The sequence below is a fragment of the Hydrogenophaga sp. RWCD_12 genome (genome assembly GCF_046604225.1).
Taxonomy (GTDB): Bacteria; Pseudomonadota; Gammaproteobacteria; order Burkholderiales; family Burkholderiaceae_C; genus Hydrogenophaga.
In genome coordinates this window covers 374,771-400,570 of sequence record NZ_JBKIXC010000001.1, presented here as the reverse complement: position 1 = coordinate 400,570, position 25,800 = coordinate 374,771, and the positions used below count along the sequence as shown (strand labels likewise).

Genomic DNA, 25,800 nt, shown 5'->3' with positions numbered 1-25,800 from the left:
ACAATCATCCGCATCCATCTGCCCGCCCGCCATGCCCACTTCGATCCCGTCCGTCCACCCTCCGCACTGCTCCCACCAGCACGCCTTCGACAGCGGCAACCCGGCGGCGGAACGCGGCACGCGGGTGGTGATGTGGCTGACCCTCGTGACCATGGCGGTGGAGATCACTGCCGGCTGGTGGTTCAACTCGATGGCCCTGCTGGCCGACGGCTGGCACATGAGTTCGCACGCGGTGGCGATTGGCCTCTCTGCGCTGGCTTATGCGATGGCACGGCGCCTGGTTGCCGACCCGCGTTTTGCCTTCGGCACCTGGAAGATCGAGGTGCTGGCCGGCTATTCGAGCGCGCTGTTCCTGCTCGGCGTGGCCTCGATGATGGTCGCCGGCTCGGTCGAGCGCCTGCTGGACCCGCAGCCAATCCGCTATGCCGAGGCGATGGCGGTCGGCGTGCTCGGCCTGGTCGTGAATCTGGCGAGCGCCTTCATCCTGGGCCACGCGCACCACGACCATGGCCATGGTCATGGCCACGAAGACGGGCACGCCCATGGGCACGATCACCACGATGACCTCAACCTGCGTTCGGCCTACCTGCATGTGATCGCCGACGCGGCGACCTCGGTGCTGGCGATCGCCGCGCTCGCGGGCGGCTGGTGGTTTGGCTGGAGCTGGCTCGACCCCGTGATGGGCGTGGTCGGTGCGGTGCTGGTGGCCATCTGGGCCAAGGGCCTGATCGTCGAGACCGGCAAGGTGCTGCTGGACCGCGAGATGGACCACCCCGTGGTCGAGGAAATCCGCGAGGTCATCGCCGAACACGCGGCCGCCGATGGTCTGCGGCTGACCGACCTGCACGTCTGGCGCGTGGGTCGCGGCGCCTGGGCCTGCGCGCTCACGCTGTTCACGCACAACGGCACGCTGACCGCCGACGACGTGCGCCGCTGGCTGTCGGTGCACGAAGAGATCGTGCATGTCACGGTCGAGCTGCAGCGCGGTTGATCGAGCCGCGGGGTGCCCGCCACCCACTGCGGGTTCACCCTGATATTGATCGCATCGATTTCCTGAATCCGCACAATCCATTTCCCGGATACCACCCGTCTCCGTAGAGTTGCGCCCCATCCGAGCCAGGCTTGCTGAACCGGCCGGATGAGAGTCAAAACAACTTCGGAGACAACCCATGAAAGTTCGACTTCAAGTCGGGGCAGCCGCTGTGCTGCCGCCCGGCCGGCGACGTGCGCTCTGTTCACTGGTGATGGGCATGCTGGCGGCGCAGTCGGCCAGTGCCATCGAGATCGATACCGGCAATCCGGACTGGAAACTGCGCTGGGACAACACAGTCAAGGCCAGCCTCATGACGCGACTGGGCAGTGCCTCGCCTGCCCTGTCGGCACAGCTGCCGCTGACCGCCAACCAGGACGACGGCGACAACAATTTCCGCAAGGGCGTGGTGTCCAGCCGGCTGGACCTGCTGTCCGAACTCGACCTGGCCGGCCCGGGCTACGGCGCCCGCGTCAGCGCCGCAGCCTGGTACGACAGCGTATACAACGGCAAGACCGACAACACCTCGTTCACGGCCAACCACTTCCCGGGCACCGAGTTCGCCGCCGAGACGCGCGACGTCATGGGCCGCAAGGCCGAGCTGCTGGACGCCTTCGTCTACGCCAAGGCCGACCTCGGCGACAAGCCCGCCACGGTGCGCCTGGGCCGCCACACCCTGCTCTGGGGCGAGAGCCTGTTTTTCGGCGCCAACGGCATCGCGGGTGGCCAGGCGCCACTGGACCTGGTCAAGCTGCTGTCGGTGCCCAACGCGACCTTCAAGGAAGTCGCCCGCCCGACCGGCAAGGTCTCGGGTCAGGTGCAGCTCTCGTCCGACGTCTCGGTCGGTGCTTACCTCAACTACGAGTGGGAGAAGACGCGTCTGATCCCGGCCGGCGCTTACCTCTCGACCAGCGATTCGATGGGTCCGGGCGCCGAGCGCATCCTGGCCGGCCCGACCGCCAGCTTCACCCGCAGCGCGGACATGGATGCCAAGAACAGCGGACAGGGCGGCGTGCAGGTGCGCATGCGCGCGCCGGCGCTGGACACCGACTTTGGCTTCTACGCGATCCGTTACCACGCGACCACACCGAGCAACATCGTCACCACGCTGACCGGCGTGCCACCCGCGGTCGTGCCCAGCAGCTACCAGTGGATCTACCACGAGGGCGTGAAGGCCTTCGGTGCCAGCTTCGCCAAGGCCGTCGACGACTGGAGCCTGGCCGGTGAGGTGTCCTACCGCACCAACACGCCGCTGGCCAGTTCGGGACAGGCCGCGCTGTCGACCATCCGCGTCAACACCGGCCTGAACAACAACAGCAACCCGGCCTATGCGGTCGGGGAGTCGGCACACGCGCAGTTCTCCTGGCTGGCGACGCTCGGGCCGAGCTTCATCTCCAGGGAAGCGAGCTTCCTGGGCGAGGTGGCGTGGAACACCCGCACCAAGGTCACGAAGAACGCGCAGATGCTCAACCCCAACGCCACCAAGTCGGCGTGGGCGGTCCGCACGGTCTATGCGCCGACCTACCGCCAGGTGCTCCCCGGCCTGGACCTCACGCCCTCGATCGGCGTGGGCTACACCAACGGCCGCTCATCGGCCGTCGGCCCGGCCTTCGGCCCCGACAAGGGCGGCGATCTGAGCATCGGCCTGGCCGCGGTCTACCTGGGCCAGTGGAACCTGGCGCTGAACTACGTCCGCTACTTCGGCAAGACCGGCACCACGCTGGACGCCAACAACAACGCCCAGTACCTGCAGGCCCTCAAGGACCGCAACTACCTGACGCTGTCGCTGCGCACGACTTTCTGATTCGAGGAGACACCCCATGAACACATCCCAGCAAGGTCTGGTCTGGGCGGGCCTGTGCGCCCTGGCCCTGAGCCTGCCGGCCCACGCCGGCGTCACCGCCGACGAGGCCGCCAAACTGAAAAGCGAACTCACGCCCCTGGGCGCCGAGAAGGCCGGCAACAAGGACGGCAGCATTCCGGCCTGGACCGGTGGCTACACCACCGCCATCCCCGGCTTCAAGAACGGCGGCCGCCGCGGCGACCCGTTTGCCAACGAGAAGCCGCTCTACAGCATCACGCCGGCGAACATGGCGCAGTACGCCGACAAGCTGTCCGACGGCACGCAGGCCCTGCTCAAGAAGTACCCGCAGAGCTTCCGCGTCGACGTCTACAAGACCCACCGCACGGCCGCCGCGCCGCAATGGGTCTACGACAACACGTTGAAGAACGCGACCAGCGCGAGCCTGGACGGTGAAGTCGTCAAGGGCGCCTTCGGCGGCATTCCCTTCCCGATCCCCAAGACCGGCAAGGAGGTGATGGCCAACAACGAACTGCACTGGCGCGGCGAAGCCTGGCAGGCCGACTTCCGCGGCTACCTGGGCACGGCCAACGGGCAGCGCGTGCTGTCGGTCGAAGGCACCGGCGACTTCCAGATGCCGTACTACGCCAACGGCCAGGCCGACAAGTTTGGCGGTGACTACTGGCTGATCCGCCTGGTCAACAGCGGGCCGCCGGTCCGCGCAGGCGAAGCCATCACCGGGCGCCAGAACATGGAGCCGGACAAGACCGGCGTCTGGGTCTACCTGACCGGCCAGCGCCGCGTGCGCAAGCTGCCCAACGCCTGCTGCGACACACCCACGCCCGCCACCAGCGGTGTCGCGAGCTTCGACGAGGTCGATGTGTTCTCCGGCCGGGCCGACCGCTTCGACTGGAAGATCGTCGGCAAGAAAGAGATGCTGATCCCCTACAACAGCAACCGCCTGCACACCCCGCTCAAGGACAGCGACGTGCTGCTGGCCAACCACCTCAACCCCGACCACGTGCGCTGGGAACTGCACCGGGTCTGGGTGATCGAGGCCAACCTCAAGCCCGGCCAGCGCCACCAGGCACCCAAGAGCCGCTATTACGTCGACGAAGACACCTGGGTCGCCGTGCTGGGCGACCGCTGGGACGCCAACGGCCAGCTCTGGAAGACCATCTGGTCGCACCCGGTGGTGATGCCCGACCTGCCAGCAACGACGCCGCAACAGCAATGGGGCTTCAACGACCTGATCTCGGGCGCCTGGTACGCCAGCGGCGTGGTCAACGAACGGTCGCTGCACTACAAGATCGTGCCGCGCCGCGCCGACAGCTTCTTCACCCCCGACGCCATGGCCGCCGAAGGCGTGCGCTGAAAGAGGCCCGATGACGTCTGTGAAAGTGATGGTGGCTGCCCTGGCGCTGGCGGCGGGGTCGGTGCATTCCGCTGCGCCTGGGGCATCCGTTGGCGATGCGCTTCAGCGGCCTGCCCTGATGGTGCGGGATCCGGCCCGTGCCGTGCTGCTCTCGGCCGCCTGGGCCGGGACGCGCATGGTCGCGGTCGGCGAGCGAGGACTGGTGGCGACGAGCGCCGATCAGGGCAAGACCTGGCAACAGGTGCCCTGCCCGGTGAGCGTGACGCTGACCATGGTGCGCTTCGCCGATGCACAGCACGGCGTGGCCGTGGGCCACGGCGGCACCGTGCTCACCAGCGCCGACGGTGGCCAGAGCTGGACGGTGCGGCTGGACGGCCGGCGCCTGGCCGAGGTGGCGCGCCGCGGTGCCAGCTCACCGCAGACCGTCGCCGAGGCCGAACGTCTCGCGGCCGACGGCCCGGACAAGCCCTTTCTCGACGTCGTGGTGTGGGATGCACAGCGCATGCTGGCCGTGGGCGCCTACGGCCTGGCGATGCACACCCGCGATGGCGGCGAGACCTGGGAACCCTGGATGGGCCGCCTGCCCAACCCGCGCGGCATGCACTGGTACGCGGTGCGCCGCGCCGGCAACACGCTGCTGCTGGCCGGCGAACAGGGCCTGCTGGCGCGTTCGACCGACGATGGCGCCAGCTTCCAGGCACTCGCCTCGCCCTACAAGGGCAGCTGGTTCACCGCGGAGATGGCAGCCAACGGCCAATGGCTGCTGGCCGGCCTGCGCGGCAACGTCTGGCGCAGCACCGACGGCGGCCAGCAATGGAGCGCGGTCAACGTGCCGGTTCCCGCGAGCATCGTCGCCTCAGCCACCGACCGCACCGGTCGCACTCTGCTGGCCAGCCAGGCCGGCCTGCTGTTGCGCCTGCAGGGCGACGCGGCCGTGCCGCTCAAGGGCGAGCCGCTGCCCTTGCCCGCCGGTCTGTTGCCGCACGCCGACGGCGCGCTCACCGTGCTGGGCATGGCGGGCATCGCCGTGCTCCCAGCCACCGCCGTGTCGGGAGGCCAGCCATGAGGATGCCTTCCGCCCCCGTGACGACCGGCGAAGCCAGCAGCTTCGATGCGCGCTCGGGCTCCTGGGTCGAGCGCCTGCTGTTCACCAACCGCCAATGGGTCGTGCTGCTGTGCGCCCTGGTCACGCTGCTGCTGGGCTGGCAGGCCACGCGCCTGCAGCTCAACGCCAGCTTCGAAAAGACCATCCCCGGCAGCCACCCCTACATCCAGAACTTCCTGCAGTACCAGGGCGAGCTCAGCGGTCTGGGCAACGCGGTGCGCATCGCGGTGGAGAAGCCACAGGGCAGCATCTACGACGCGAAGTACCTCGACACCTTGCGGCGCCTGTCCGATGAAGTGTTCCTGCTTCCCGGCGTGGACCGCTCGCGCATGAAGTCGCTCTGGACCCCGACCACGCGCTGGGTCGGCGTGACCGAAGACGGCCTCGAAGGCGGCCCGGTCATCCCGGACGGCTACGACGGCTCGCCGGCCAGGCTGCAGCAGCTGGCGGCCAACGTCAATCGCTCGGGCGAGGTCGGCCAGCTGGTGGCGCGCGACGGTGGCTCTTCGGTGATCTTTGTGCCCCTGCTGGCGCGCGACGCCCAGGGCCAGGCCATCGACTACACGCAACTGGCCACGCGCCTGGAAGACCTGCGCGGCCGCTACGAGGCCGAGGGCGTGCGCCTGCACATCACCGGCTTTGCCAAGATCGTGGGCGACCTGATCGAAGGCGTGCGCGACGTGCTGGGCTTCTTCGCGCTGGCCGTGGCCATCGCCACCGCCATGGTGTTCTGGTACACGCGCTGCGTGCGCTCGACCACGCTGGTGGTGCTGGCCTCGCTGGTGGCGGTGGTGTGGCAGCTCGGGCTGCTGCCGCTGATGGGTCAGGCGCTGGACCCGTACTCCATCCTGGTGCCCTTCCTGGTGTTCGCCATCGGCATGAGCCATGGCGCGCAAAAGATGAACGGCATCATGCAGGACGTGGGCCGCGGCATGCACCGGCTGGTGGCTGCACGCATGACCTTCCGGCGCCTGTTCCTGGCCGGGCTGACCGCCCTGCTGGCCGACGCGGTGGGCTTCGCGGTGCTGCTGGTGATCGACATCCAGGTGATCCGCGAACTGGCGGTGGCCGCCTCCATCGGCGTCGCCGCACTGATCTTCACCAACCTGATCCTGCTGCCGATCGGACTGTCCTACATCGGCGTGAGCCCGGCCGCCGCCGCGCGCAGCCTGCGCGCCGAAGCCGCCGATGCCCAGGGCCAGGCGCGTCACCCGTTCTGGGCCCTGCTCGACCGCTTCACCGCGCGGCGGTGGGCGACGGCGGCTGTGCTGGTGGCGGCCGTCCTCGGTGCGGCCGGCTACGCGACCAGCCGCCACCTGCAGATCGGCGACCTCGACCCGGGCGCGCCCGAGTTGCGCGCCGCCAGCCGCTACAACCGCGACGTCGCGTTCATGACCAGCCACTACGGCGCGGGCAGCGACGTGCTGGCGGTGATGGTGAAAACGCCCGACGGCCAGTGCTCGCAGTACGACACGCTCAACAAGGTCGACGCGCTGGAATGGCAGCTTCGACAACTGCCGGGCGTGGAGTCGACCAGCACGCTCGCCCTGCTCAACCGCCGCATGCTTTCGGGCCTGAACGAGGGCAACCCGCGCTGGTACGAGTTTCTGCCCAACCAGGACATGCTCAACACCGTGACGGCGGGTGCACCGCGCGGTCTCTACAACGACGCCTGCGGCCTGCTGACGGTGTACGTGTACCTGCAGGACCACCGCGCCGAAACGCTGTCGCGCGTGGTGGCACACGTCGAGGGTTTTGCGCAAGCCAACGACACCGCCGACACGAAGTTCCTGCTGGCCGCCGGGTCGGCCGGCATCGAGGCGGCGACCAACATCGTGGTCAAGGAAGCCTGGGGGCTGATGCTGCTGCTGGTCTACGGCGCGGTGGTGCTGCTGTGCTTCATCACCTTCCGCAGCTGGCGCGCGGTGCTGGTGGCCGTGCTGCCGCTGGTGCTGACCTCGCTGCTGGCCGAGGCGCTGATGGTGGCGCTGGGCATGGGCGTGAAGGTGGCGACGCTGCCGGTGATCGCGCTGGGCGTGGGCATCGGCGTCGACTACGCGCTCTACATCCTGTCGGTCACGCTGGCACAGCTGCGCGATGGCAAGAGCCTGTCCGAGAGTTACTACCGCGCCCTGCTGTTCACCGGCAAGGTGGTGATGCTGACCGGCGTCACCCTGGCCATCGGCGTCGTCACCTGGGTCGCCTCACCGATCAAGTTCCAGGCCGACATGGGCCTGCTGCTGGCCTTCATGTTCCTCTGGAACATGCTCGGCGCCCTGGTGCTGGTGCCCGCGCTCGCGCACTTCCTGCTCAAGCCCCAGGCCCAGCGCACCGAGGTGCCGGCTGCAATTTCCAACCCCCTCTCATTGAGGCCCACTCCATGAACGCTTCCTTGATGCGTCGCCCGCTGGTGGCGCTTTGCCTGACCCTGGGCGTGGCGACCACCGCCTGGTCCGCGGACTCTCCCGACACCGTGTTCGACCGCTACGTGACCGCGGTGCACGCAGGCGACATGGCGGCCGTCCGCGCCTTGATCGCTCCCGATGTGGAGCGCTCCGACTTCGTGGGTTGCCGTCCCGAGATGGACCACCCGAGTTGTCTGGCGCACTACATCGAAGCGACGGTGGTTCGACCGAAAGCCCGTCTGACCGTCGTCGGTCGCCGGGTCGACGGCGACACGGTTGCGGTGGACCTGGAGGTCCGCAGCCCGCTCTACACCCAGGCGGGCGCCGAGCGCATCGTCGGCCAGGACATCGTGCGCGTGCGCAACGGCCTGATTCACGCCTTCCGCTTCGCGCCCGATTTCCGCGACGAGCCCACCGCCGTCTTCTTCGCCACGCTGGGCATCGGCCCGCGTGCCGCACGTCCTTCCGTCAAACCCTGAACCCCACCATGTTCAAGTACTTCCCCACCAACTACGTCTGGAACCTCTCGGTCGACCTGGCCATCGAGATGGGCGCGCGCATCGGCGAGATCGAAGCCATGTGCGCCCCGCTGCAGGAAGCCGCCAGGGCACCCGACGCCGCCGGCACCAGGGCCTTCCGCGAGACCTGGGTCAAGATGGCCGACCAGTTGTGCGAGCTGGCCGCCGAAGATGAGGCCAAGGGCCGCCGGTTCTCTGCCGGCGAGAAATACCGCCGCGCATCGAGCTACCTGATCACCGCCGAACGCCTGCAGGCGCACGATGCACCAGGCCGGCTGGACATCTACCGCCGGGAGCTGGAGCTGTTCCTCAAGGGTTCGCACCTGCTGGGCGACCGGGTGCAGCGCGTGGAGATCCCCTACGAAGGCACGCACCTGTCGGCCCTGTACTACCCGGCCGACGGGCTGCAACCCGGTGAACGCGCGCCGATGCTGGTGCAGCTCAACGGCCTGGATTCGACCAAGGAAATGAAGTACCTGGTGGGCTTGCCGGCCTGGCTTGCAAAGCGCGGCGTGTCTTCGCTGGTGGTCGACCAGCCAGGCACCGGCGAGGCGCTGCGGCTCCAGGGCCTGACCGCACGCTTCGACACCGAACACTGGGCCAGCCGCGTGGTCGACTGGCTGGAGCAACACCCTGCCGTGGACCCGAAACGCATCGGCTGCGAAGGCGTGTCGCTGGGCGGCTACTACTGCCCGCGCAGCGTGGCGATGGAGCCGCGTTTTGCCGCAGGCGTGTGCTGGGGCGCCAACCACGACTGGCGCGACGTGCAGAAGCGCCGGCTGGAGAAGGAAGGCGACTTCCCGGTCCCGCACTACTGGGCCCATGTCTGCTGGGTCTGGGGCGCGAAGGACATCGACGACTTCATGCGCATTGCCGAAGACGTGCATCTGGACGGCGTGGTCGAGAAGATCAAGGTGCCCTTCCTCGTCACGCACGGCGAGCGCGATTCGCAGATCCCGCTCAAGTGGGCGCACCGCACGTACGAGCAGCTGGTCAACAGCCCGAAACGCGAACTCAAGGTCTTCACCGACCGCGAAGGCGGTTCGCAGCACGCGAGCTTCGACAACAGCATCAACGCCGGCCAGTACATCGCCGACTGGGTGGCCGAAACCCTGGGTGGCCGCACGGCCTGAGCCCTTTCATCACCAAGGAACCCCTCATGAAAATCACCGGACTCGAAACCCTGGTCTTTGGCGTGGAAGACCTCGCCGGCTGTGCGCAGTACCTCAAGGACTACGGACTGGTCGCCGCCAGCGAAGACGCCGCCGGCGGCCGCTACGAAGCGCTCGACGGCTCCGCGGTCGAACTGGCCCTGGCCGGCGACAGCAAACTCCCCCCGGCCATGCCCAACGGCTGCCTGCTGCGCAAGACGGTGCTGGGCGTGGCCGATGCCGCGACGCTGGACGCCATCGCGGCCGAGCTGGGCAAGGACCGCGACGTCCAGCGCCTGGCCGACGGCAGCCTCGAATCGGTCGACGACGCCGGCTTCACGCTCGGCTTCCAGATCAGCCGCAAACGCGACCCGGGCCTGCCCGGCGAAATCGCCAACGTGCCGGGCTCGCCTTTCCAGCGCCCCGCCAACCACCTGGGCGTGAACGCGGCCGTGGGCCAGATCCTTGCACGCACGCTCTCGCACATCGTCTATTTCGTGCCCGACGTGGCCAAGGCCGAGGCCTTCTATGTGAACCGCCTGGGCTTTCGCTGCACCGACCGCTTCACCGGCGTCGGCCCCTTCCTGCAACCCGGCGGCTCACTGGAGCACCACTCGCACTTCCTGATCGGCGCGCCCGAGTTCATGAAGGGCGTGGAGCACTTCACGTTCCACTTCAGCGGGCCGACCGAGGTGCTGCAGAACGGCTACCGCTTCATCGACAAGGGCTACCAGGCCTTCTGGGGCCCGGGCCGCCACCAGCTGGGCAGCAACTGGTTCTGGTACTTCAACAGCCCGTTCGCCTGCCACATGGAGATGGACGCCGACATGGACCTGCACGACAACACCTGGACCGCGCGCGAAGTGCCGATGGGTGCCGACGCCTCGCAGGCCTTCCTGCTGGGCTACCGCAAGAAGTGGATGCCGGGTCCGGGCACGCCCGAGGCCGGCGACTACGCATGAATGCACTGGGTCCTCCCCGCGGGCCGCTGTGTCACGACCACGACCTGGCGGAAGGCCAGGTGCGTGGCTTCGACCCCGAAGGCACAGGTCAGGACACGCTGTTCGTGCTGCGGCATGAGGGCCGGCTGCATGCCTGGGCCAACGCCTGCCCGCACATGGGCGTGCCCATGGCCTGGCGCCGGCACGCGTACCTGAACGCGGCGGGCACCCATGTGCAGTGCCACGCGCACGGCGCGCTGTTCGACAAGGCCAGCGGGCTGTGCGTGCAGGGGCCCTGCCTGGGGCAATCGCTGCGCCGCTGCGACCTGGTGACCAACGATGATGGCCAGGTGCAGTTGCTGGCCCTGCAAGACAAGCTTTGAAACATCAACCCAACGAGGTGGAGACATGACAGCAGTGAACAAGGTATTGGTGGTCGGCGGCGGCTTCTCCGGCATGGCCGCGGCGATCCAGTTGCGCAAGGCGGGCATCGCGGTCGATCTGGTGGAGCAGGACCCGCACTGGTGTCCGCTGGGTGCGGGCATCACGGTCAGCGGCCCGACGCTGCGCGCGCTGGAGACCCTGGGCGTCTACCTGGTGGTGGCTGAACAGGGCTTCGTCTCCGATGGCGTCGAGATTTTCATGCCCAACGGCCACAAGGTGGCCGACATGCCGACACCGCGTCCGGTCGGCTCGACCGTGGGCGGTGGCGGCGGCATCATGCGACCGGTGCTGGCGCGCATCCTGTCCGACGCCACCCGTGCGGCTGGCGTCGCGGTGCACCTGGGCTGCACGCACAGCGCCATCGAACAGGACGCCAGTGGCGTGAACGTGCGTTTCACCGACGGCCGCACCGGTCGCTACGACCTCGTGATCGGCGCCGATGGCGTGCACTCCACGCTGCGCGAAACGCTCTTCCCCGAGGTGAAGCCGCCCGAGTACATCGGACAAGGCGTCTGGCGCGCGGTGATGCCCCGGCCCGACGCCATCCTGCGCCCGCGCATGTGGCTGGGCCATCACATCAAGGTCGGCGTCAACCCGGTCTCGAAGACGCACATGTACATGTTCATCACCGAGGACCGGCCGACCAAGGAGCACATCGATCCGGTCACCTGGCCGCAGGTGTTTGCCGGGCTGATGAAGGGCTTCCCCGACCCGCTGATCGAAGCCCTGATCCCGCACGCGCTCACGCCAGAGGCCGCGATCGACTACCGGCCGCTGGCCAACCTGCTGGTGCCTGCGCCCTGGAACCGCGGCCGCGTGGTCCTGATCGGTGACACCGTCGCCGCGACCACGCCGCACCTGGCTTCGGGCGCGGGCATCGGCATCGAGAGCGGCATCGTGCTGGCCGAAGAGTTGGCGACCACCGACGACCTGCAGACCGCGCTGGACCGGTTCCACGCCCGCCGCTTCAAGCGTTGCGAACTGGTGATCCGCAACTCCGAGGCCCTGTGCCGCATCGAAATCGACGGCGGCGACAAGCAGGAGCACGGCCGCATCATGCGCGAGTCACTGATGGCCCTGGCCCAGCCGATCTGACGGGAGCACGCATGAACACACGCTCCACCAGCACCCTGGGCCATGTCGCCCTGATGGTCGCGCACTGCGCCGGCATGGTCGACCTGGTCGCGCTGCCGGTCTGGGTCGGCACCCTGATCCAGCACTTCAAGCTCGACCCGCAGCAGGCTGGCGGGCTGGCCACCCTGTTCCTGATCGGCGCCGTGCTCTCCAGCGTCTTCCTCGCGTCGCGCTTCCAGCGGGTGAAGGGGCGCTGGATCGCGGCCTGCGGGTACGCGCTGGCGGCCATCTGCTTTGGCCTGCTCTCGCAGCCACTGGACTACCCGGTCATGGCCGCACTGCACGCCGTCGGTGGCCTGGCCGCTGGCGCCGCGCTGAGCGTCACCCACGGCACGATCGCACGCAGCGCGAACCCGCACCTGAAGTTCGCCATCGTGGGCGTGGGCCTGGGCATCTTCGCCGTGCTGTTCCTGGGGGTGTCGCCCAAGGTCATCGCCGCGGCCGGCGGCTACATGCTGTTCGCCATCTTCGGCGGCGTGATGCTGATCGCGGCCCTGGTCTGCGCGGTCGGCTTTCCGGAACCCGAACGCATGGCATCCGCCGCCGGGGATACCGTGGTCGAACGCATCCCCCGCACTGTCTGGTTCGGCATCCTGGGCATCAGCGCGATGGCGCTGGTGCAGTCCATGACCTTCAGCTTCCTGGAGCGCGTCGGCAACGACCGCGGCTTCAGCCTGAACGCGATCACCGGCGTACTGGTGGTGCTGGGCATGGTCAACCTGCTGCCGGCGGCGCTGGCGGCCATGCTGGAAAAGCGCTGGAGTGCGCGCCGCGTGCTGCTGGCCGGACCGGTGATCCAGGCCTTGCTCGCCGCGGTCATCATGAATGCGCCGGGCTTCTACGCCTACGCCGCCGCGGCCTCGGTGTTTGCGGCGGTGATGATCTTCACCCACACCTTCGCCTTCGGCCTGATGGCGCGCCTCGAACCCAGCGGCCGCGCCATGGCCGCGACGCCCGCGATGCTGATGGTGGGCGCCGCCATCGGCCCGGTGCTCGGCGGAACCCTTGTCAAGACGGCCGGCTACGGCAGTCTGGGTCTGGCGGCGGTGCTGATCGGCACCCTGGCCGTCTTGTGCATGTCCCGCCTGCCGGGGCATGCACCTTCTTCGCTCGCCCAGGAGGCTGCATGAAGCCCACACGCCGCTTCGTCGACCTGTCCATCTACCTGGAAAACGATGTGCGGTCGGACCCGCCGCCGCTGGCGCCGAAGATCACCTACCAGCAGCACGCCGACACCCTGCCCGAGTTCATGGCCATGATCCCGGGCACCACGCCCGAGGACTATCCCGACGGCGAGGCCGCGGCCGCCGAGTGGGTCACCCTGACCACACACAACGGTACCCACCTGGACGCGCCCTGGCATTTCCATTCCACGCAGGACGCGAAGAACGGCGGCAGCCGCCCGAGCATCACCATCGACCAGGTGCCGCTGGAATGGTGCTTCCAGAACGGCGTGAAGCTGGACTTCCGGAACTTCCCCGATGGCTACGTCGCCACCGCGACCGACGTCGAGGCCGAGCTGGCCCGCATCGGCCACACGCTGGAGCCGCTCGACATCGTGGTGGTCAACACCCGTGCCGGTTCGCGCTACGGCCACAACGACTACCTCGGCGCCGGCTGCGGCATGGGCTACGAAGCCACGATGTTCCTGCTCGAACGCGGCGTGCGCCTGACCGGCACCGACGCCTGGAGCTGGGACGCGCCTTTTTCGTACACCGCGAAGAAGATCGCCGAGACCGGCAACAAGGCCCTGATCTGGGAAGGCCACAAGGCCGGCCGCGACATCGGCTACTGCCACCTGGAAAAACTGCACAACCTCGAAGCCCTGCCGGCGACGGGTTTCACCATCAGCTGCTTTCCGCACAAGATCCGAGGCGCCTCTGCCGGCTGGACACGGGCGGTGGCCATTTTCGAGGACTGAACTTCCATGACATTCCCCGCCATCCACCGCGTCGTCACCGGGCACGACGCCAGCGGCAAAGCCGTCATCGCGCACAACGGCCCGCTGCCCACTGTGGTCGAGATCCAGGCCATTCCCGGCACCGTGTTCCACGAGGTCTGGAGCACCACCGGTTCCCCGGCCCCGGTCGACAACGGCGCCGACCCGACGCTGGGCCCGCTGATGCTGCCGCCTCCCAAGCTGGGCACGCGCATGCGCTTTGTCGACATCCCGCCCGACACGGCCGAGTTCCTCGCGCAGGGCGCGGCCAACATGAGGGCCGCCTTCAGTCAGATCGGCGACGAGAAGGCGTCGACCGTGCAGACGCACTCGCCGCACCCGCTGATGCACCGCACCGAGAGCGTGGACTACGGCATCGTGATCGAGGGCGAGATGACGCTGGTGCTCGACGATTCGGAGGTGCTGCTCAAGCCCGGCAGCGTGGTCGTGCAGCGCGGCACCAACCACGCCTGGGCCAACCGCTCCGGAAAGCCCTGCCGCATGCTGTTCGTGCTGGTCGATGGCCGATACAACCCGGTGATCGCCCAGTCTCTCACCCCACACACCTGACCCCATGAAACTCTGCACCTTCCCCAACGGCACACCCGACGGGCAACTGGCCGTGGTCTCGGCCGACGGCACTCGATGCGCCGTTGCCGATGGCATTGCCCCCACTCTGCAAGTCGCGCTGGAACGCTGGGCGGACGTCGAACCCGCCTTGCGCCAACGCGCGCAGGATCTGGACGCGGGCCGCTGTGCTGCGGCCATGCCCTTCGACCCCCCGAAAGCGCTTGCGCCGCTGCCGCGCGCCTGGCAATGGCTGGACGGCTCGGCCTTCCAGTCGCACGGCGACCTGATGGCCACGGTGTTCGGCACGGAGCGCCACACCTACGACGAACGCCCGCTGATGTACCAGGGGCTGTCCGACCGCTTCCTGCCCGCGACCGCCGACGTGCCGCTGCCCAGCGAGCAGGACGGCATCGACTTCGAGGGCGAGTTCGGCGTGATCACCGACGCCGTGCCCATGGGCACATCGAAGGCCGAGGCCGCGGCCCACATCCGCCTGGTCGTGCTGATCAACGACTGGTCGCTGCGCCGCATCGCACCCGTGGAGATGAAGACCGGATTCGGCTGGATCCAGGCCAAGCCCGCCTGCAGCGTGGCACCGATCGCGGTCACACCCGACGAACTCGGCGAAGCCTGGCAAAGCGGCCGGGTACGGATGCGGCTCGAAGTGGACTGGAACGGGCGCCGCTTCGGTGCTGCGCACGGCGGTGCCATGGCTTTCGGCTTCAGTGACCTCGTGGCGCACGCCGCCTACAGCCGCGACCTCGTGCCCGGCACGCTCATCGGCTCCGGCACGGTCTCCAACCCGGACTACCGCGAGGTCGGCTCCTCCTGCATCGCCGAGCGCCGGGCGATCGAGATGCTGGACGAAGGGGCGGCGCGCACGCCCTACATGGCCTTCGGCGACCGTGTGCGCATGGCGGCGCGCTTCGACGACGGTCGCGATGGGCCGTTTGGCGCGATCGACCAGCGCGTGGTCAGAGGCGGAGCGGCCTGATGCGGGTGCTGGTCACGGGCGCCGGCGGCTACGTCGGCGGCGCGCTGGTGCGGCGCCTGTTGGCCGATGGCCACATCGCCGGCCGGACACTGCGCGAACTGGTCGCCACCGATCTGCGACTCGATGGCCTGCCGCGCGATGCGCGTCTGCGGTGCGTGGCCGCGGACCTCTCGCTGGCGGCGACGCAGGACGCACTCTTTGGTGGACCGGTCGACACCGTGTTCCACCTTGCGAGCGTGCCCGGCGGCACGGCCGAAGCGCAGCCCGCCCTCGCGCGCCGCGTCAACCTCGGCGCCACGCTGGACCTGTTCGACCTTTGCCGTCTGCAGGTCGAGGCCGGCGGCGTGGCACCGCGTGTGGTCTTTGCCAGCACCATCGCGGTCTACGGTCTGCCCATGCCCGACCGGGTCGACGACAACACGCCGTGCTCACCGCAGATGAGCTACGGCGCGCAGAAGTGGATGGGCGAGATCGCCCTGGCCGATGCGAGCCGGCGCGGCTGGGCCGACGGCGTCTCGCTGCGCCTGCCCGGTGTGCTGGCCCGTCCGCCCGCGCCGACCGGACAGCTCTCGGCCTTCATGAGCGACCTGCTGCGCGAGCTCTCGCAGGGCCGCGCTTTCGCCTGCCCCACCGGCCCCGACGCGACCACCTGGGCCTCGTCGATCCACAACGTGCTGGACAACCTGCTGCATGCGGCCGCTGTCGCCGCCGACCGCCTGCCGGTCTCGCGTTGTCTGCTGCTGCCGACGCAACGTTTTGCGATGGGCGAACTGGCAGCCGCCGTGGCACAGGTCTACGGCACACCGGCGCAGACCCTGGTGCGCTGGGCGCCTGAAGAACGGATCGAGCGGCTGTTCGGGCGCTTCCCTGCCGTGCAGACACTCGCTGCAGAGGCCGCCGGCTTCGCGCACGACGGCGACCTGCCGACGCTGGTGCGGCGTTCGCTGGCACCGCTCTGACCCGGCAGGACGGAAATCAGGCGGCTCCAGCGTCCAGTGGATCGTCGAGGTGGTTCGCCGCCTCATGCAGCAGGCCGCGCAGCCAGACCAGGCCGGGGTCGCGCGTGCGGTACTTGTGCCACTGCATGGTCTGGTGGAAGCTCACCGCCGGCAGCGGCACCGGCTTGAGGACCACCGGAATGGCCGGCAGCACACGCCGCGCCAGCCGCGAGTGCACGGTTCCGATCAGGTCCGTGCCCACGACCATGAACGGAATGGCGCCAAAGTTGTAGGTCGAGACGGCAATCCGCCGGTCCAGCCCCTGGCTGACGGTGAACCACTTCTCCAGCACCGGCATTTCCTCGTCGGTGGGCTTCATGGTCACGTGCGAGGCACCCATGTAGCGCTCGATAGTCATGTCTCCCACCGCCAGCGGGCTGTCCTTCCAGACCACACACTCGAAGTGGTCCTCGAACAGCAGTTCCTGCGGGTGGTCGGGCGAACAGAAGATGTCCGGAATGATCAGCAGGTCCGCCTCGCCCTGCTCCAGGCTGCGGTACGGATGGGCCACCTGGGGCTTGAGGCGAAGGCGCACCCGGCTGCCCTGCTGCGAGGCCAGAGCCAGCAGGCGCGGGATCAGCACCTCCATCGAGTAGTCCGACACGAACATCGTGAACTCGCGGTCCGAGGTGCGGGGGTCGAACTCCGGCTGGGCCGCGACCGTGGTGTCGATGCGCAACAGCACGTCCTTGACCGCTTCGTGCAGCAGCTCGGCCCGCGGCGTCGGCTCCAGCTTGCCGCCCACGGGCACCAGCAGTTCGTCGTCGAAGTACTGGCGCAGCCGCGAGAGCGCATTGCTCATCGCCGACTGGCTCAGGAAGATGCGTTCGCCCGCCCGCGTGACATTGCGTTCGGTCAGCAGCGCATCGAGCGCCACCAGCAGGTTCAGGTCTAGCTTCTTGAATCGCATGGCTCGGGCGGGGTCAACGCCCGAGTATCGGCGATCAGGCCGGCTGCAGGAACACGCGCGCCTTGCGCGGCGACACGACCAGCGTCTCGCCTTCCTGGAACCCGAGTTCGCGGAACTGCTGCGCCGGGATCTGGGCCTCGATCAACGGGTCGTGGCCTTCGCGCGGCTGGCTGTCCACCGGCATGAGTTCCAGGCGGGCGATCGGGCCGACCACGATGGCACGGTCCAGCCGCACCACGATGCCCTGCGGACGGCCGGCGGCATCGACCTCGCTGCCGGGCTGGTAGCGGTGCACGTCCAGGTCGTGCGGGCGCACATAGGCGAAGGCCTGGGCGTTCTGCGCGCTGGCGTGTTCGGGCGTCTGGATCGCCACGCCGTCCAGGTGCAGCAGGCCTTCGTGGGCACGGCCGTGGAACAGGTTCACGTCGCCCAGGAAGCCGTAGACAAACGGGCTGGCCGGCTGGTCCCACACGTCCTGCGGCGAGCCAACCTGTTCGATCACGCCCTTGTTCATCAGCACCACGCGGTCGGCCACTTCCAGCGCCTCTTCCTGATCGTGCGTGACGAAGATCGAGGTCACATGCAGTTCGTCGTGCAGGCGGCGCAGCCAGCGGCGCAGTTCCTTGCGCACCTTGGCGTCCAGTGCGCCAAAGGGTTCGTCGAGCAAAAGCACCTTGGGCTCGACCGCGAGGGCGCGGGCGAGCGCGATGCGCTGGCGCTGGCCGCCCGAAAGCTGCGAGGGGTAACGGTCGGCGATCCAGTCCAGCTGCACCAGCTTGAGCAGGTCGGTCACCTTCTGTTTGATCTGTGCGTCGCTGGGGCGCTCGCCGCGCGGTTTGACGCGCAGGCCGAAGGCCACGTTCTCGAACACGGTCATGTGGCGGAACAGCGCGTAGTGCTGGAACACGAAGCCCACGTTGCGCTCGCGCACGTGCACGTCGGTGGTGTCTTCGCCGCTGAAGTGGATGCTGCCGGTGTCCGGCGTTTCCAGACCGGCAATGATGCGCAGCAGCGTGGTCTTGCCGCAGCCCGACGGGCCCAGGAGGGCCAGAAGTTCGCCGGAGTCGATGTCGAGATTGACGTTGTTGAGCGCGTGGAACGTGCCGAAGTGCTTGTTGACGTCGCGGATCTGGATGCTCATGGTCTTGTCCTCATTCAGGTCAGGCGGCGGTGGCGGCCACGGTGGGCGCGGGCCGTGCATTCGGGTTCTCGGGCGGAAGTTCGGCAATCGCCTTCATCTCGCGCTCGTGGCGCCACTCCACCACGCTCTTGATCACCAGCGTGACCAGGGCCAGCAGCGCCAGCAGCGAGGCAACGGCGAAGGCGGCGGCCGACTGGTACTCGTTGTAGAGCACCTCGATGTGCAGCGGCATGGTGTTGGTCTGGCCGCGGATGTGGCCCGAGACCACGCTGACCGCACCGAACTCGCCCATGGCCCGGGCGTTGCACAGGATCACGCCATAGATCAGGCCCCACTTGATGTTGGGCAGGGTCACGTACCAGAAGGTCTGCCAGCCGGTGGCGCCGAGCACGATGGCGGCCTGCTCCTCGTCGTTGCCCTGGGCCTGCATCAGCGGAATCAACTCGCGCGCGATGAACGGGAAGGTCACGAAGATGGTCGCCAGGATGATGCCGGGCACCGCGAACACGATCTTGATGTCGTGTTCCATCAGCCAGGGGCCGAACCAGCCTTGCGCGCCGAACACCAGCACATAGATCAGGCCGGCCACCACCGGCGAGACCGAGAACGGCAGGTCGATCAGCGTGGTCAGGAAGGACTTGCCCTTGAACTCGTACTTGGCGATGCACCAGGCCGCCGCCACGCCGAACACCAGGTTCAGGGGCACAGCCACGGCGGCGATGAGCAGGGTCAGGCGGATCGCTGCCCAGGCGTCGGGCTCCTTGAGCGCTTCCCAGTAGGCATCCCAGCCCTTGCGCAGCGCTTCGGTGAACACCGCCGCCAGTGGCAACACGAGAAACAGGAACATGAACACCAGCGCGATGCCGGTGAGCGTCCAGCGGATCCAGGGCGCTTCGGTGGTGCCGCGCTGGGCGGTGCGAACGTTGTTCTGGCTCATTGGGAATTCCCCGCCGAACGCTTGCGCTGCCATCCCTGCAGGCCGTTGATGACCAGCAGCAGGAGGAAGGAAATGCCCAGCATCACGGTCGCCACCGCCGTGGCGCCGGCGTAGTCGTACTGTTCCAGCTTGCCGATGATGATCAGCGGCGTGATCTCGGAGACCATGGGCATGTTGCCGGCGATGAAGATGACCGAGCCGTACTCACCGACGGCGCGGGCGAAGGCCATGGCAAAACCGGTCAGCAGCGCCGGCGCGATGCTCGGGAAGATCACGCGGCTGAAAGTCTGCCAGCGCGTGGCGCCCAGGCAGGTCGCGGCTTCTTCCAGTTCCTTTTCGGCGTCTTCCAGCACCGGCTGCACCGTGCGCACCACGAAGGGCAGGCCGATGAAGATCAGCGCGATCACCACGCCGTTGGGGTTGAACGCGAGCTGGATGCCGTGCGGCTCCAGATACTGGCCGATCCAGCCGTTGCCGGCCAAGAGCGCGGTCAGCGAAATGCCGGCCACTGCGGTGGGCAGCGCGAACGGCAGGTCCACCAGCGCGTCGACGATCTTCTTGCCTGGAAACGGGTAACGCACCAGGACCCAGGCCACCAGCAGACCGAACACCACGTTGACCAGTGCCGCGATGAACGAGGCACCGAAAGTCAGGCGGTACGAGGCCAGCACACGGGGCGAAGTGACCGCCTCCCAGAACTGCGGCCAGGTCATGGTGAAGGTCTTGAGCAGCAGCGCCGACAGCGGGATCAGCACGATCAGGCTCAGGTACAGCACCGTGTACCCCAGCGTGAGGTTGAAGCCCGGAAGCACGCGCGCGCTGCTGCGGCGCGCACCGTTCCCGGCCGCCGGCGCCGTGCCCGGCAGCGAAACAACGTGTCCGGACATGCTTACTTGCCTGCGGTATAGAGTTTGTCGAACTGGCCGCCGTCGTTGAAGTGCACCTTCTGCGCCTCGGCCAGCGAGCCGAAGTACTGCTCGACCGTGAACAGCTTGATCGGCTTGAACGCGCTGGCGTACTTCTTGAGCACGGCCTCGTTGCGCGGGCGGATGTTGTGCTTGGCGGCGATCTCCTGGCCCTCGGGGCTGTACAGGAAGTCGAGGTAGGCCTTGGCTTCGGCGGCGGTGTTTTTCTTGGCCACGGTGCGCTCGACGATGGCAACCGGGTTCTCGGCCACGACGGAGGCGCTCGGATGGATCGCGTCGACCTTGCCGGCGCCGAATTCCTGGTCCACCGACACCACTTCGGATTCGAAGGTCACGAGCACGTCGCCGATGTTGCGTTGCAGGAAGATGCCGGTTGCGTCACGGCCGCCGCGGGCCAGCACCGGCACATTCTTGTAGAGCTTGCCCACGAACTCGGCGGCTTGTGCGTCGGTGCCACCCTTGGCGCGCACCTGGCCCCAGGCGGCCAGGTAGGCCATGCGGCCGTTGCCGCCGGTCTTGGGGTTCACGACCACGACCTGCACGCCGGGCTTGACCAGGTCGTCCCAGTCCTTGATTCCCTTGGGATTGCCCTGGCGCACCAGGAACAGCATGGTCGAGGTGGTGGGCGCAGCGCTGTTGGGGAATTTCTGGCGCCAGTCCTTGGCGACCACACCCTTCTCGGCCAGGAAGTCGATGTCGGTGGTGGTGTTCATGGTCACCACATCGGCGTCCAGGCCATCGGCCACGGCACGCGCCTGCGCGCTGGAGCCGGCGTGCGACTGGTCGACCTTGATGTCCTTGCCGGTGCTCTTTTTGTAGCTGGCCACAAACGCGGTGTTGACATCCTTGTAGAACTCGCGAGCGACGTCGTAGGACACGTTGAGCAGCGAGGCCTGCGCCGAAGCAGCGGAGGCAGCGGCCAGCGCGATGGCGCCGAGGGTGAGTTTGAGGGTGTTCTTCATGGAAATCGGTCTCCGATAGAGGGAATGCATGGCATTGTGGGACCCGCTCGAACTGAAACAAACGACTTTGTTCTTGTTTTCTTATTCGATTAAAGAATAAGGATCAGGCCGCGAGTGGCAGTGCCTGCGCTGGCGTGATTTCGGCGCCGAGTGCCTGCAGCAGGGCCAGGCCCAGCGGCCATTCACCATGGCCCGAATCCACATTGATATGCCCCGCTTCGTTCAGGCGCATGAACTCGCTGCCCCACGCCCGCGCGTAGGCGCCAGCCAGCCGCACCGGACAGAACGGGTCGTTGCTGCTGGCGACCACGATGCTGGGAAACGGCAGCCGCTGGTACGGCACCGGCGCGAAGTCGGCCAGCACGCCACGGCGCTCGGGATCGGCAGGCGCCACCAGCAGCGCGGCCTGGATGCGCGCCTTGACCGGGTCCGGCAGATGCACCGTGGCAATGCAGCCCAGGCTGTGGGCCGCGATCACCACAGGCCCCGGGGCGCTATCGATGGTGTCGATGAGTTGCTGGACCCAGGCCCGCTTGAGCGGACTGATCCAGTCGTCCTGCTCGACCCGCAGGACGCGGGGCAGACGGGCGGTCCACAGGCTCTGCCAGTGGCCCGGGCCGGAGTTGCGCCAACCCGGAACGATGATGACGGTGGGGGAAGACATGCTGCCATTCTGGGCAGCGTGCTTCCCTACACAAACGACTGATAGGTAGTTTGCTTATTCGGATTCCGTCTTTGGCTGAGCCCGCGGATCACGGTGATGAACCGGTCCACCTCTTCGCAGGTGTTGTAAAACGCCAGCGAAGGCCTCACCGTGGACTCCAGCCCGAACCGGCGCAAGATGGGCTGCGCGCAGTGATGACCCGTGCGCACGGCGATGCCTTCCTTGTTCAGGGCCTGCCCCACCTCATCGGTGGTATAGCCCTCAAGCACGAAAGACAGCACGCTGGCCTTGTCGAACGCTGTGCCGACCAGCCGCACGCCGGGGATCGGCTTGAGTAGCGCGGTCGAGTATTCGAGCAAGGCGTGCTCATAGGCACCGATGTTCTCGATGCCGATGCGCTCCACATACTCCAGCGCCGCGCCCAGGCCCACTGCATCGGCGATGTTGCCGGTGCCAGCCTCGAAGCGGGTCGGTGGTCCGTGGTAGACGGTCTTCTCGAAGGTGACGTCGGCAATCATGTTGCCGCCGCCCTGCCACGGCGGCATGTCTTCGAGGATCTCCCGCTTGCCGTAGACCACGCCGATGCCGGTCGGACCGAAGATCTTGTGGCCCGAAAAGACGAAGAAGTCGGCATCGGTGGACTGCACATCGACGCGCATGTGCGAAACCGACTGCGCGCCGTCGACCAGCGCCTTCGCGCCCGCCGCATGCGCCATCGCCACGATCTCGCGCACCGGCACCACGGTGCCCAGCGCGTTGCTCACCTGTGTGACCGAGACGATCTTCGTGCGCGGTGACAGCAGCTTCTGGTACTCACTCAGGATCACCTGGCCCGAGTCGTCGACCGGGATCACCTTGATGATCGCGCCCTGCTGCGCCGCCAGCTGCTGCCAGGGAACGATGTTGGCGTGGTGTTCAAGGTGGCTGACGATGATCTCGTCGCCCGCGCCCACGTTCTGCACGCCCCAGGTCTTGGCCACCAGGTTGATGGCTTCGGTGGTGCCGCGCACGAAGATGATCTCTTCGGTCGAGCGGGCATTGATGAAGCGTCGTACCGTCTCGCGCGCCTTCTCGTAGGCATCCGTGGCGCGCGCGGCCAGTTCATGGGCGGCGCGGTGGATGTTCGAGTTCTCGTGCTCGTAGAAGGTCGAGATGCGGTCGATGACGGATTGCGGTTTCTGCGTCGTGGCGGCGTTGTCGAACCAGACCAGTTGCTTGCCGTTGACCCGCTCCTGCAGGATCGGAAAATCGCGGCGCACGGCGTGGATGTCGAACGACGGACGGGCCACGGCCGGCACCTGCGGCGCGGCCGACGGTTCACGCCGGTCGTTCCCGGGCAGGCCGGTCACATCGGGGCTGAGGAAGTAGAACCCGCTGCCACCGGCCGGAGCGGCCGGCGCACGGGTGAGCGACAGGTCGTCACGCAGCAGCTGGTGCAGCGCCGCGTCGCCCGGCAATCCGAACGACTCGGCCGAAGGCGCGATCGGCGGGACGCTGAGCGCCTGGCTGCCCAGACGGCCGTCATAGCCGGGCGCGGCTTCGATCGCGTGGTCGGGCAAGCCGTTGGGTGCTTGCGCATGAGGCACCAGGGCCGGCGCAGAAGCCACCGCATTGACCGGCGTCTGCGGCGAGGTCGGGGCCAGGTTGCTGCCCGGCACGGCACCGACCACCGGTACCGCCGCCGGTGTCGACGGGCCGAAGCTGCCCGGTGGCAGGCTCAAGCCAGCCGGCTGCGGATTGGCCGGCACCGGCACGCCGCCCACGGCCGATGGCCCGGTGGGCACGGCAGGCGCCGAGCCCAGCAAGGCCGCAAAGAACTGGCTCGCCAGGCGCGCCAGCTCTCCCGGATCAGGCAGGCCCGCAGGCACCGACGGACCGCTGGCGGAAAGGATGTCGGACATGTTGGGGCCGCCCGCTTATTTGTAGGTATCGGGGTAGTCGTGGAACTTGCCGACTTCGACGTCTTCCAGCACGGCCAGCGCGTCGTCGGTCTGCACCGCCAGAGAGCAGTAGAGGCTGATGAGGTAGGAAGCAATGGCGCTGCGGTTGATGCCCATGAAGCGCACCGACAGGCCCGGGCTCTGTTCGCCCGGCAGGCCCGGCTGGAACAGACCCACTACGCCCTGGCGCTTCTCGCCCACGCGCAGCAGGATGATCCTGGTCTTGCCGTCGGCCACCGGCACCTTGTCGCTGGGCACCAGCGGAATACCGCGCCAGGTCAGGAACTGCGAGCCGAACAGGCTCACGGTCGGGGGCGGCACACCGCGGCGGGTGCATTCGCGGCCGAAGGCGGCAATCGCCAGGGGATGGGTCAGGAAGAAGGCGGGCTCTTTCCAGACCTTGGTCAGCAGTTCGTCCAGATCGTCGGGCGTCGGCGCGCCCGTGAGCGGGTAGACGATCTGGTCGGGGTGCACGCTGGCCAGCAGACCGTAGTCCGGGTTGTTGATCAGCTCGGACTCCTGCTTTTCCTTGATCGTCTCGATCGTCAGGCGCAACTGTTCCTTGATCTGGTCGTGCGGGCTGGAGTAGAGGTCAGACACGCGGGTGTGCACGTCCAGCACGGTGGACACAGCGTTGAGGAAGTACTCGCGCGGCTGGGCGTCGTAGTCGACGAAGGTCTGCGGCAGTTCGCTCTCGTCGCGCTTGGCGCAGGCCACCAGCACGTCCTCGGGGTTCTTGACCTTGTTGAGGCGGTAGATGCCCGCTTCGACCGGAATCCACTGCAGCAGGTGGGTCAGCCAGCGTGGGCTGATGGTCGACAGGATCGGGGCGGTCTTGGTGGCATTCGCCAGTTGCCGCGCGGCGCTGTCGCCAAGGGCCAGCTGCGCATTCGGTTTGTCGGACATGTGGAACTCCGTGTTGGGAAGGGATGAAAAGAAGAGGGACGCGGTTCACGCAGCCAGTGCGGCGGAGGCAGAGGGGGCCGGTGTGTTGTCCAGCGACCGGGCCTGCGAAAGGTTGGCGCCCGCGGGCACGTCATGGGTCACCCACAAGTTGCCGCCGATGGTGGCGCCACGGCCGATGGTCACGCGCCCGAGCACGGTGGCCCCGGCGTAGATCACCACGTCGTCCTCGATGTTCGGGTGACGGGGCAGGCCCTTCTTGAGGTGGCCGTCGGCATCGAGCGGAAAGCGCTTCGCACCCAGCGTGACCGCCTGGTAGATGCGCACGCGCTCGCCAATGGTCGCGGTCTCGCCGATCACGACGCCGGTGCCGTGGTCGATGAAGAAGCCAGAACCGATCGTGGCGCCGGGGTGGATGTCAATACCGGTCTGGCCGTGCGCGATCTCCGAGATCAGACGCGCCAGCATGGTCGCCCCCAGGGAATACAAGGTGTGGGCCAGGCGGTGGTTGATGATGGCGTGGATGCCGGGGTAACACAGCAGCACTTCGTCCACGCTGTGTGCGGCCGGGTCGCCGTGGTAGGCGGCCAGCACGTCGGTGTCCAGCAGGCGCCGGATTCCCGGCAGCGCCAGCGCGAACTCGCGCACGATGTGGTCGGTGCGTGCCTGCACGTCGCGCGGCCCGAGATGGGCGTGGCGCGCCGAGTGCTGCAGCTCCAGCCGCACCTGTGCCGACAGCGCATGCAGCGCCTTGTCCAGCGTGACGCCGACATAGAAGTCTTCGACCTCCTGCCGCAGCTCGGGCGGTCCCAGCCGCATCGGGAACAGCACACCCCGCAGGTCGGTCAGGACGTCGTTCAGCACCTCGCGCGAGGGCAGTTCGCGCCCGCCGGGTTCGAGCGAGCGGCCCTGCGACTGGCGCCAATCGCGGCGCACGGCGCGCAGGTCGGACACGATCGCGCCTACATCGACCACCGGAGCGGCCTCGGATTCGAATGCAGCCATGGCGTCC

The 25,800-nt window shown here is 67.9% G+C and carries 24 protein-coding genes; 15 read left to right on the top strand and 9 right to left on the bottom strand.

The genetic code is table 11. From position 1 onward, the window contains the following. The first annotated feature begins 31 nt into the window (after window positions 1-31). The 15 genes from dmeF to ACLIJ1_RS01875 all read left to right on the top strand — a co-directional run bounded on the left by dmeF (window position 32) and on the right by ACLIJ1_RS01875 (window position 16,366). Window positions 32-991, top strand: a complete 960-nt coding sequence (dmeF, locus tag ACLIJ1_RS01945) for a CDF family Co(II)/Ni(II) efflux transporter DmeF (protein ID WP_411363794.1) — start codon at window positions 32-34, stop codon at window positions 989-991. Between the two features lie 178 nt (window positions 992-1,169). After that, the gene (locus ACLIJ1_RS01940; RefSeq protein WP_411363793.1) at window positions 1,170-2,834 is read left to right on the top strand and encodes a DUF1302 domain-containing protein; all 1,665 of its coding nucleotides are present in this window, start codon (window positions 1,170-1,172) and stop codon (window positions 2,832-2,834) included. A gap of 16 nt (window positions 2,835-2,850) precedes the next feature. Then, window positions 2,851-4,206: a DUF1329 domain-containing protein gene (locus ACLIJ1_RS01935; protein ID WP_411363792.1), complete on the top strand. Its 1,356-nt coding sequence runs from the start codon at window positions 2,851-2,853 to the stop codon at window positions 4,204-4,206. 10 nt (window positions 4,207-4,216) lie between these two features. Further along, a complete protein-coding gene (locus ACLIJ1_RS01930) occupies window positions 4,217-5,272 on the top strand; it encodes a WD40/YVTN/BNR-like repeat-containing protein (protein ID WP_411363791.1) in 1,056 nt (351 codons plus the stop codon). Further along, the gene (locus ACLIJ1_RS01925) at window positions 5,269-7,695 is read left to right on the top strand and encodes an efflux RND transporter permease subunit (protein WP_411363790.1); all 2,427 of its coding nucleotides are present in this window, start codon (window positions 5,269-5,271) and stop codon (window positions 7,693-7,695) included. The genes ACLIJ1_RS01930 and ACLIJ1_RS01925 overlap by 4 nt, the downstream gene beginning before the upstream one ends. Next, window positions 7,692-8,195 carry a nuclear transport factor 2 family protein gene (locus tag ACLIJ1_RS01920; RefSeq protein WP_411363789.1) on the top strand — a complete coding sequence of 168 codons (504 nt, stop codon included), beginning with the start codon at window positions 7,692-7,694 and terminating at the stop codon, window positions 8,193-8,195. The genes ACLIJ1_RS01925 and ACLIJ1_RS01920 overlap by 4 nt, the downstream gene beginning before the upstream one ends. Window positions 8,196-8,203: 8 nt before the next feature. Further along, window positions 8,204-9,367 carry an alpha/beta hydrolase family protein gene (locus ACLIJ1_RS01915; RefSeq protein ID WP_411363788.1) on the top strand — a complete coding sequence of 388 codons (1,164 nt, stop codon included), beginning with the start codon at window positions 8,204-8,206 and terminating at the stop codon, window positions 9,365-9,367. Window positions 9,368-9,393: 26 nt separating this feature from the next. Further along, window positions 9,394-10,347: a VOC family protein gene (locus ACLIJ1_RS01910; protein ID WP_411363787.1), complete on the top strand. Its 954-nt coding sequence runs from the start codon at window positions 9,394-9,396 to the stop codon at window positions 10,345-10,347. After that, complete coding sequence (locus ACLIJ1_RS01905) at window positions 10,344-10,709, top strand: Rieske (2Fe-2S) protein (protein ID WP_411363786.1); 366 nt, start codon at window positions 10,344-10,346, stop codon at window positions 10,707-10,709. Before ACLIJ1_RS01910 ends, ACLIJ1_RS01905 begins: the two co-directional genes overlap by 4 nt. Window positions 10,710-10,734: 25 nt before the next feature. Next, window positions 10,735-11,865: an FAD-dependent oxidoreductase gene (locus ACLIJ1_RS01900; RefSeq protein WP_411363785.1), complete on the top strand. Its 1,131-nt coding sequence runs from the start codon at window positions 10,735-10,737 to the stop codon at window positions 11,863-11,865. An 11-nt stretch (window positions 11,866-11,876) separates the two neighbouring features. Then, entirely contained in the window at window positions 11,877-13,034 is a 1,158-nt protein-coding gene (locus ACLIJ1_RS01895) for an MFS transporter (RefSeq protein ID WP_411363784.1), read from the top strand. Next, complete coding sequence (locus ACLIJ1_RS01890; protein WP_411363783.1) at window positions 13,031-13,825, top strand: cyclase family protein; 795 nt, start codon at window positions 13,031-13,033, stop codon at window positions 13,823-13,825. The genes ACLIJ1_RS01895 and ACLIJ1_RS01890 overlap by 4 nt, the downstream gene beginning before the upstream one ends. 6 nt (window positions 13,826-13,831) lie before the next feature. Further along, entirely contained in the window at window positions 13,832-14,413 is a 582-nt protein-coding gene (locus tag ACLIJ1_RS01885; protein WP_411363782.1) for a cupin domain-containing protein, read from the top strand. Between the two features lie 4 nt (window positions 14,414-14,417). Continuing rightward, window positions 14,418-15,407 carry a fumarylacetoacetate hydrolase family protein gene (locus ACLIJ1_RS01880; RefSeq protein ID WP_411363781.1) on the top strand — a complete coding sequence of 330 codons (990 nt, stop codon included), beginning with the start codon at window positions 14,418-14,420 and terminating at the stop codon, window positions 15,405-15,407. After that, window positions 15,407-16,366, top strand: coding sequence for an NAD-dependent epimerase/dehydratase family protein (locus ACLIJ1_RS01875; protein ID WP_411363780.1), 960 nt, complete (start codon window positions 15,407-15,409; stop codon window positions 16,364-16,366). Before ACLIJ1_RS01880 ends, ACLIJ1_RS01875 begins: the two co-directional genes overlap by 1 nt. Window positions 16,367-16,382: 16 nt before the next feature. Here ACLIJ1_RS01875 and ACLIJ1_RS01870 read toward each other — a convergent pair whose 3' ends face one another. The 9 genes from ACLIJ1_RS01870 to epsC form a co-directional block, all read right to left on the bottom strand. After that, window positions 16,383-17,315: a LysR family transcriptional regulator gene (locus tag ACLIJ1_RS01870; RefSeq protein WP_411363779.1), complete on the bottom strand. Its 933-nt coding sequence runs from the start codon at window positions 17,313-17,315 to the stop codon at window positions 16,383-16,385. 34 nt (window positions 17,316-17,349) lie between these two features. Continuing rightward, window positions 17,350-18,456 (bottom strand): sulfate/molybdate ABC transporter ATP-binding protein, encoded by a 1,107-nt coding sequence (locus ACLIJ1_RS01865; protein ID WP_411363778.1) that lies wholly within the window; start codon window positions 18,454-18,456, stop codon window positions 17,350-17,352. 19 nt (window positions 18,457-18,475) lie between these two features. Beyond that, window positions 18,476-19,393 carry a sulfate ABC transporter permease subunit CysW gene (gene cysW / locus ACLIJ1_RS01860; RefSeq protein ID WP_411363777.1) on the bottom strand — a complete coding sequence of 306 codons (918 nt, stop codon included), beginning with the start codon at window positions 19,391-19,393 and terminating at the stop codon, window positions 18,476-18,478. Further along, window positions 19,390-20,280: a sulfate ABC transporter permease subunit CysT gene (gene cysT, locus ACLIJ1_RS01855; RefSeq protein WP_411363776.1), complete on the bottom strand. Its 891-nt coding sequence runs from the start codon at window positions 20,278-20,280 to the stop codon at window positions 19,390-19,392. Before cysT ends, cysW begins: the two co-directional genes overlap by 4 nt. 2 nt (window positions 20,281-20,282) lie before the next feature. After that, the gene (locus ACLIJ1_RS01850; protein WP_411363775.1) at window positions 20,283-21,281 is read right to left on the bottom strand and encodes a sulfate ABC transporter substrate-binding protein; all 999 of its coding nucleotides are present in this window, start codon (window positions 21,279-21,281) and stop codon (window positions 20,283-20,285) included. A gap of 103 nt (window positions 21,282-21,384) precedes the next feature. Next, window positions 21,385-21,945, bottom strand: a complete 561-nt coding sequence (locus ACLIJ1_RS01845; protein ID WP_411363774.1) for an RBBP9/YdeN family alpha/beta hydrolase — start codon at window positions 21,943-21,945, stop codon at window positions 21,385-21,387. Between the two features lie 26 nt (window positions 21,946-21,971). After that, window positions 21,972-23,846, bottom strand: coding sequence for a family 2A encapsulin nanocompartment cargo protein cysteine desulfurase (locus ACLIJ1_RS01840; RefSeq protein ID WP_411363773.1), 1,875 nt, complete (start codon window positions 23,844-23,846; stop codon window positions 21,972-21,974). A gap of 15 nt (window positions 23,847-23,861) precedes the next feature. Next, the gene (locus tag ACLIJ1_RS01835) at window positions 23,862-24,791 is read right to left on the bottom strand and encodes a family 2A encapsulin nanocompartment shell protein (protein ID WP_411363772.1); all 930 of its coding nucleotides are present in this window, start codon (window positions 24,789-24,791) and stop codon (window positions 23,862-23,864) included. A gap of 45 nt (window positions 24,792-24,836) precedes the next feature. After that, window positions 24,837-25,793, bottom strand: coding sequence for a serine O-acetyltransferase EpsC (gene epsC / locus ACLIJ1_RS01830; RefSeq protein ID WP_411363771.1), 957 nt, complete (start codon window positions 25,791-25,793; stop codon window positions 24,837-24,839). Between the last annotated feature and the right edge of the window lie 7 nt (window positions 25,794-25,800).

Excerpts from the sequence above, each read along its gene's own strand:
- ACLIJ1_RS01890 (WP_411363783.1), top strand. The coding sequence starts at position 13,031 with ATGAAGCCCACACGCCGCTTCGTCGACCTGTCCATCTACCTGGAAAAC.
- ACLIJ1_RS01870 (WP_411363779.1), bottom strand. The coding sequence starts at position 17,315 with ATGCGATTCAAGAAGCTAGACCTGAACCTGCTGGTGGCGCTCGATGCG.
- ACLIJ1_RS01930 (WP_411363791.1), top strand. The coding sequence starts at position 4,217 with ATGACGTCTGTGAAAGTGATGGTGGCTGCCCTGGCGCTGGCGGCGGGG.
- ACLIJ1_RS01885 (WP_411363782.1), top strand. The coding sequence starts at position 13,832 with ATGACATTCCCCGCCATCCACCGCGTCGTCACCGGGCACGACGCCAGC.
- ACLIJ1_RS01845 (WP_411363774.1), bottom strand. The coding sequence starts at position 21,945 with ATGTCTTCCCCCACCGTCATCATCGTTCCGGGTTGGCGCAACTCCGGC.
- epsC (WP_411363771.1), bottom strand. The coding sequence starts at position 25,793 with ATGGCTGCATTCGAATCCGAGGCCGCTCCGGTGGTCGATGTAGGCGCG.
- ACLIJ1_RS01895 (WP_411363784.1), top strand. The coding sequence starts at position 11,877 with ATGAACACACGCTCCACCAGCACCCTGGGCCATGTCGCCCTGATGGTC.
- ACLIJ1_RS01900 (WP_411363785.1), top strand. The coding sequence starts at position 10,735 with ATGACAGCAGTGAACAAGGTATTGGTGGTCGGCGGCGGCTTCTCCGGC.
- ACLIJ1_RS01935 (WP_411363792.1), top strand. The coding sequence starts at position 2,851 with ATGAACACATCCCAGCAAGGTCTGGTCTGGGCGGGCCTGTGCGCCCTG.
- ACLIJ1_RS01840 (WP_411363773.1), bottom strand. The coding sequence starts at position 23,846 with ATGTCCGACATCCTTTCCGCCAGCGGTCCGTCGGTGCCTGCGGGCCTG.
- ACLIJ1_RS01875 (WP_411363780.1), top strand. The coding sequence starts at position 15,407 with ATGCGGGTGCTGGTCACGGGCGCCGGCGGCTACGTCGGCGGCGCGCTG.
- ACLIJ1_RS01925 (WP_411363790.1), top strand. The coding sequence starts at position 5,269 with ATGAGGATGCCTTCCGCCCCCGTGACGACCGGCGAAGCCAGCAGCTTC.
- cysT (WP_411363776.1), bottom strand. The coding sequence starts at position 20,280 with ATGTCCGGACACGTTGTTTCGCTGCCGGGCACGGCGCCGGCGGCCGGG.
- ACLIJ1_RS01850 (WP_411363775.1), bottom strand. The coding sequence starts at position 21,281 with ATGAAGAACACCCTCAAACTCACCCTCGGCGCCATCGCGCTGGCCGCT.
- ACLIJ1_RS01915 (WP_411363788.1), top strand. The coding sequence starts at position 8,204 with ATGTTCAAGTACTTCCCCACCAACTACGTCTGGAACCTCTCGGTCGAC.
- ACLIJ1_RS01835 (WP_411363772.1), bottom strand. The coding sequence starts at position 24,791 with ATGTCCGACAAACCGAATGCGCAGCTGGCCCTTGGCGACAGCGCCGCG.
- cysW (WP_411363777.1), bottom strand. The coding sequence starts at position 19,393 with ATGAGCCAGAACAACGTTCGCACCGCCCAGCGCGGCACCACCGAAGCG.
- ACLIJ1_RS01920 (WP_411363789.1), top strand. The coding sequence starts at position 7,692 with ATGAACGCTTCCTTGATGCGTCGCCCGCTGGTGGCGCTTTGCCTGACC.
- ACLIJ1_RS01940 (WP_411363793.1), top strand. The coding sequence starts at position 1,170 with ATGAAAGTTCGACTTCAAGTCGGGGCAGCCGCTGTGCTGCCGCCCGGC.
- ACLIJ1_RS01865 (WP_411363778.1), bottom strand. The coding sequence starts at position 18,456 with ATGAGCATCCAGATCCGCGACGTCAACAAGCACTTCGGCACGTTCCAC.
- ACLIJ1_RS01880 (WP_411363781.1), top strand. The coding sequence starts at position 14,418 with ATGAAACTCTGCACCTTCCCCAACGGCACACCCGACGGGCAACTGGCC.
- dmeF (WP_411363794.1), top strand. The coding sequence starts at position 32 with ATGCCCACTTCGATCCCGTCCGTCCACCCTCCGCACTGCTCCCACCAG.
- ACLIJ1_RS01905 (WP_411363786.1), top strand. The coding sequence starts at position 10,344 with ATGAATGCACTGGGTCCTCCCCGCGGGCCGCTGTGTCACGACCACGAC.
- ACLIJ1_RS01910 (WP_411363787.1), top strand. The coding sequence starts at position 9,394 with ATGAAAATCACCGGACTCGAAACCCTGGTCTTTGGCGTGGAAGACCTC.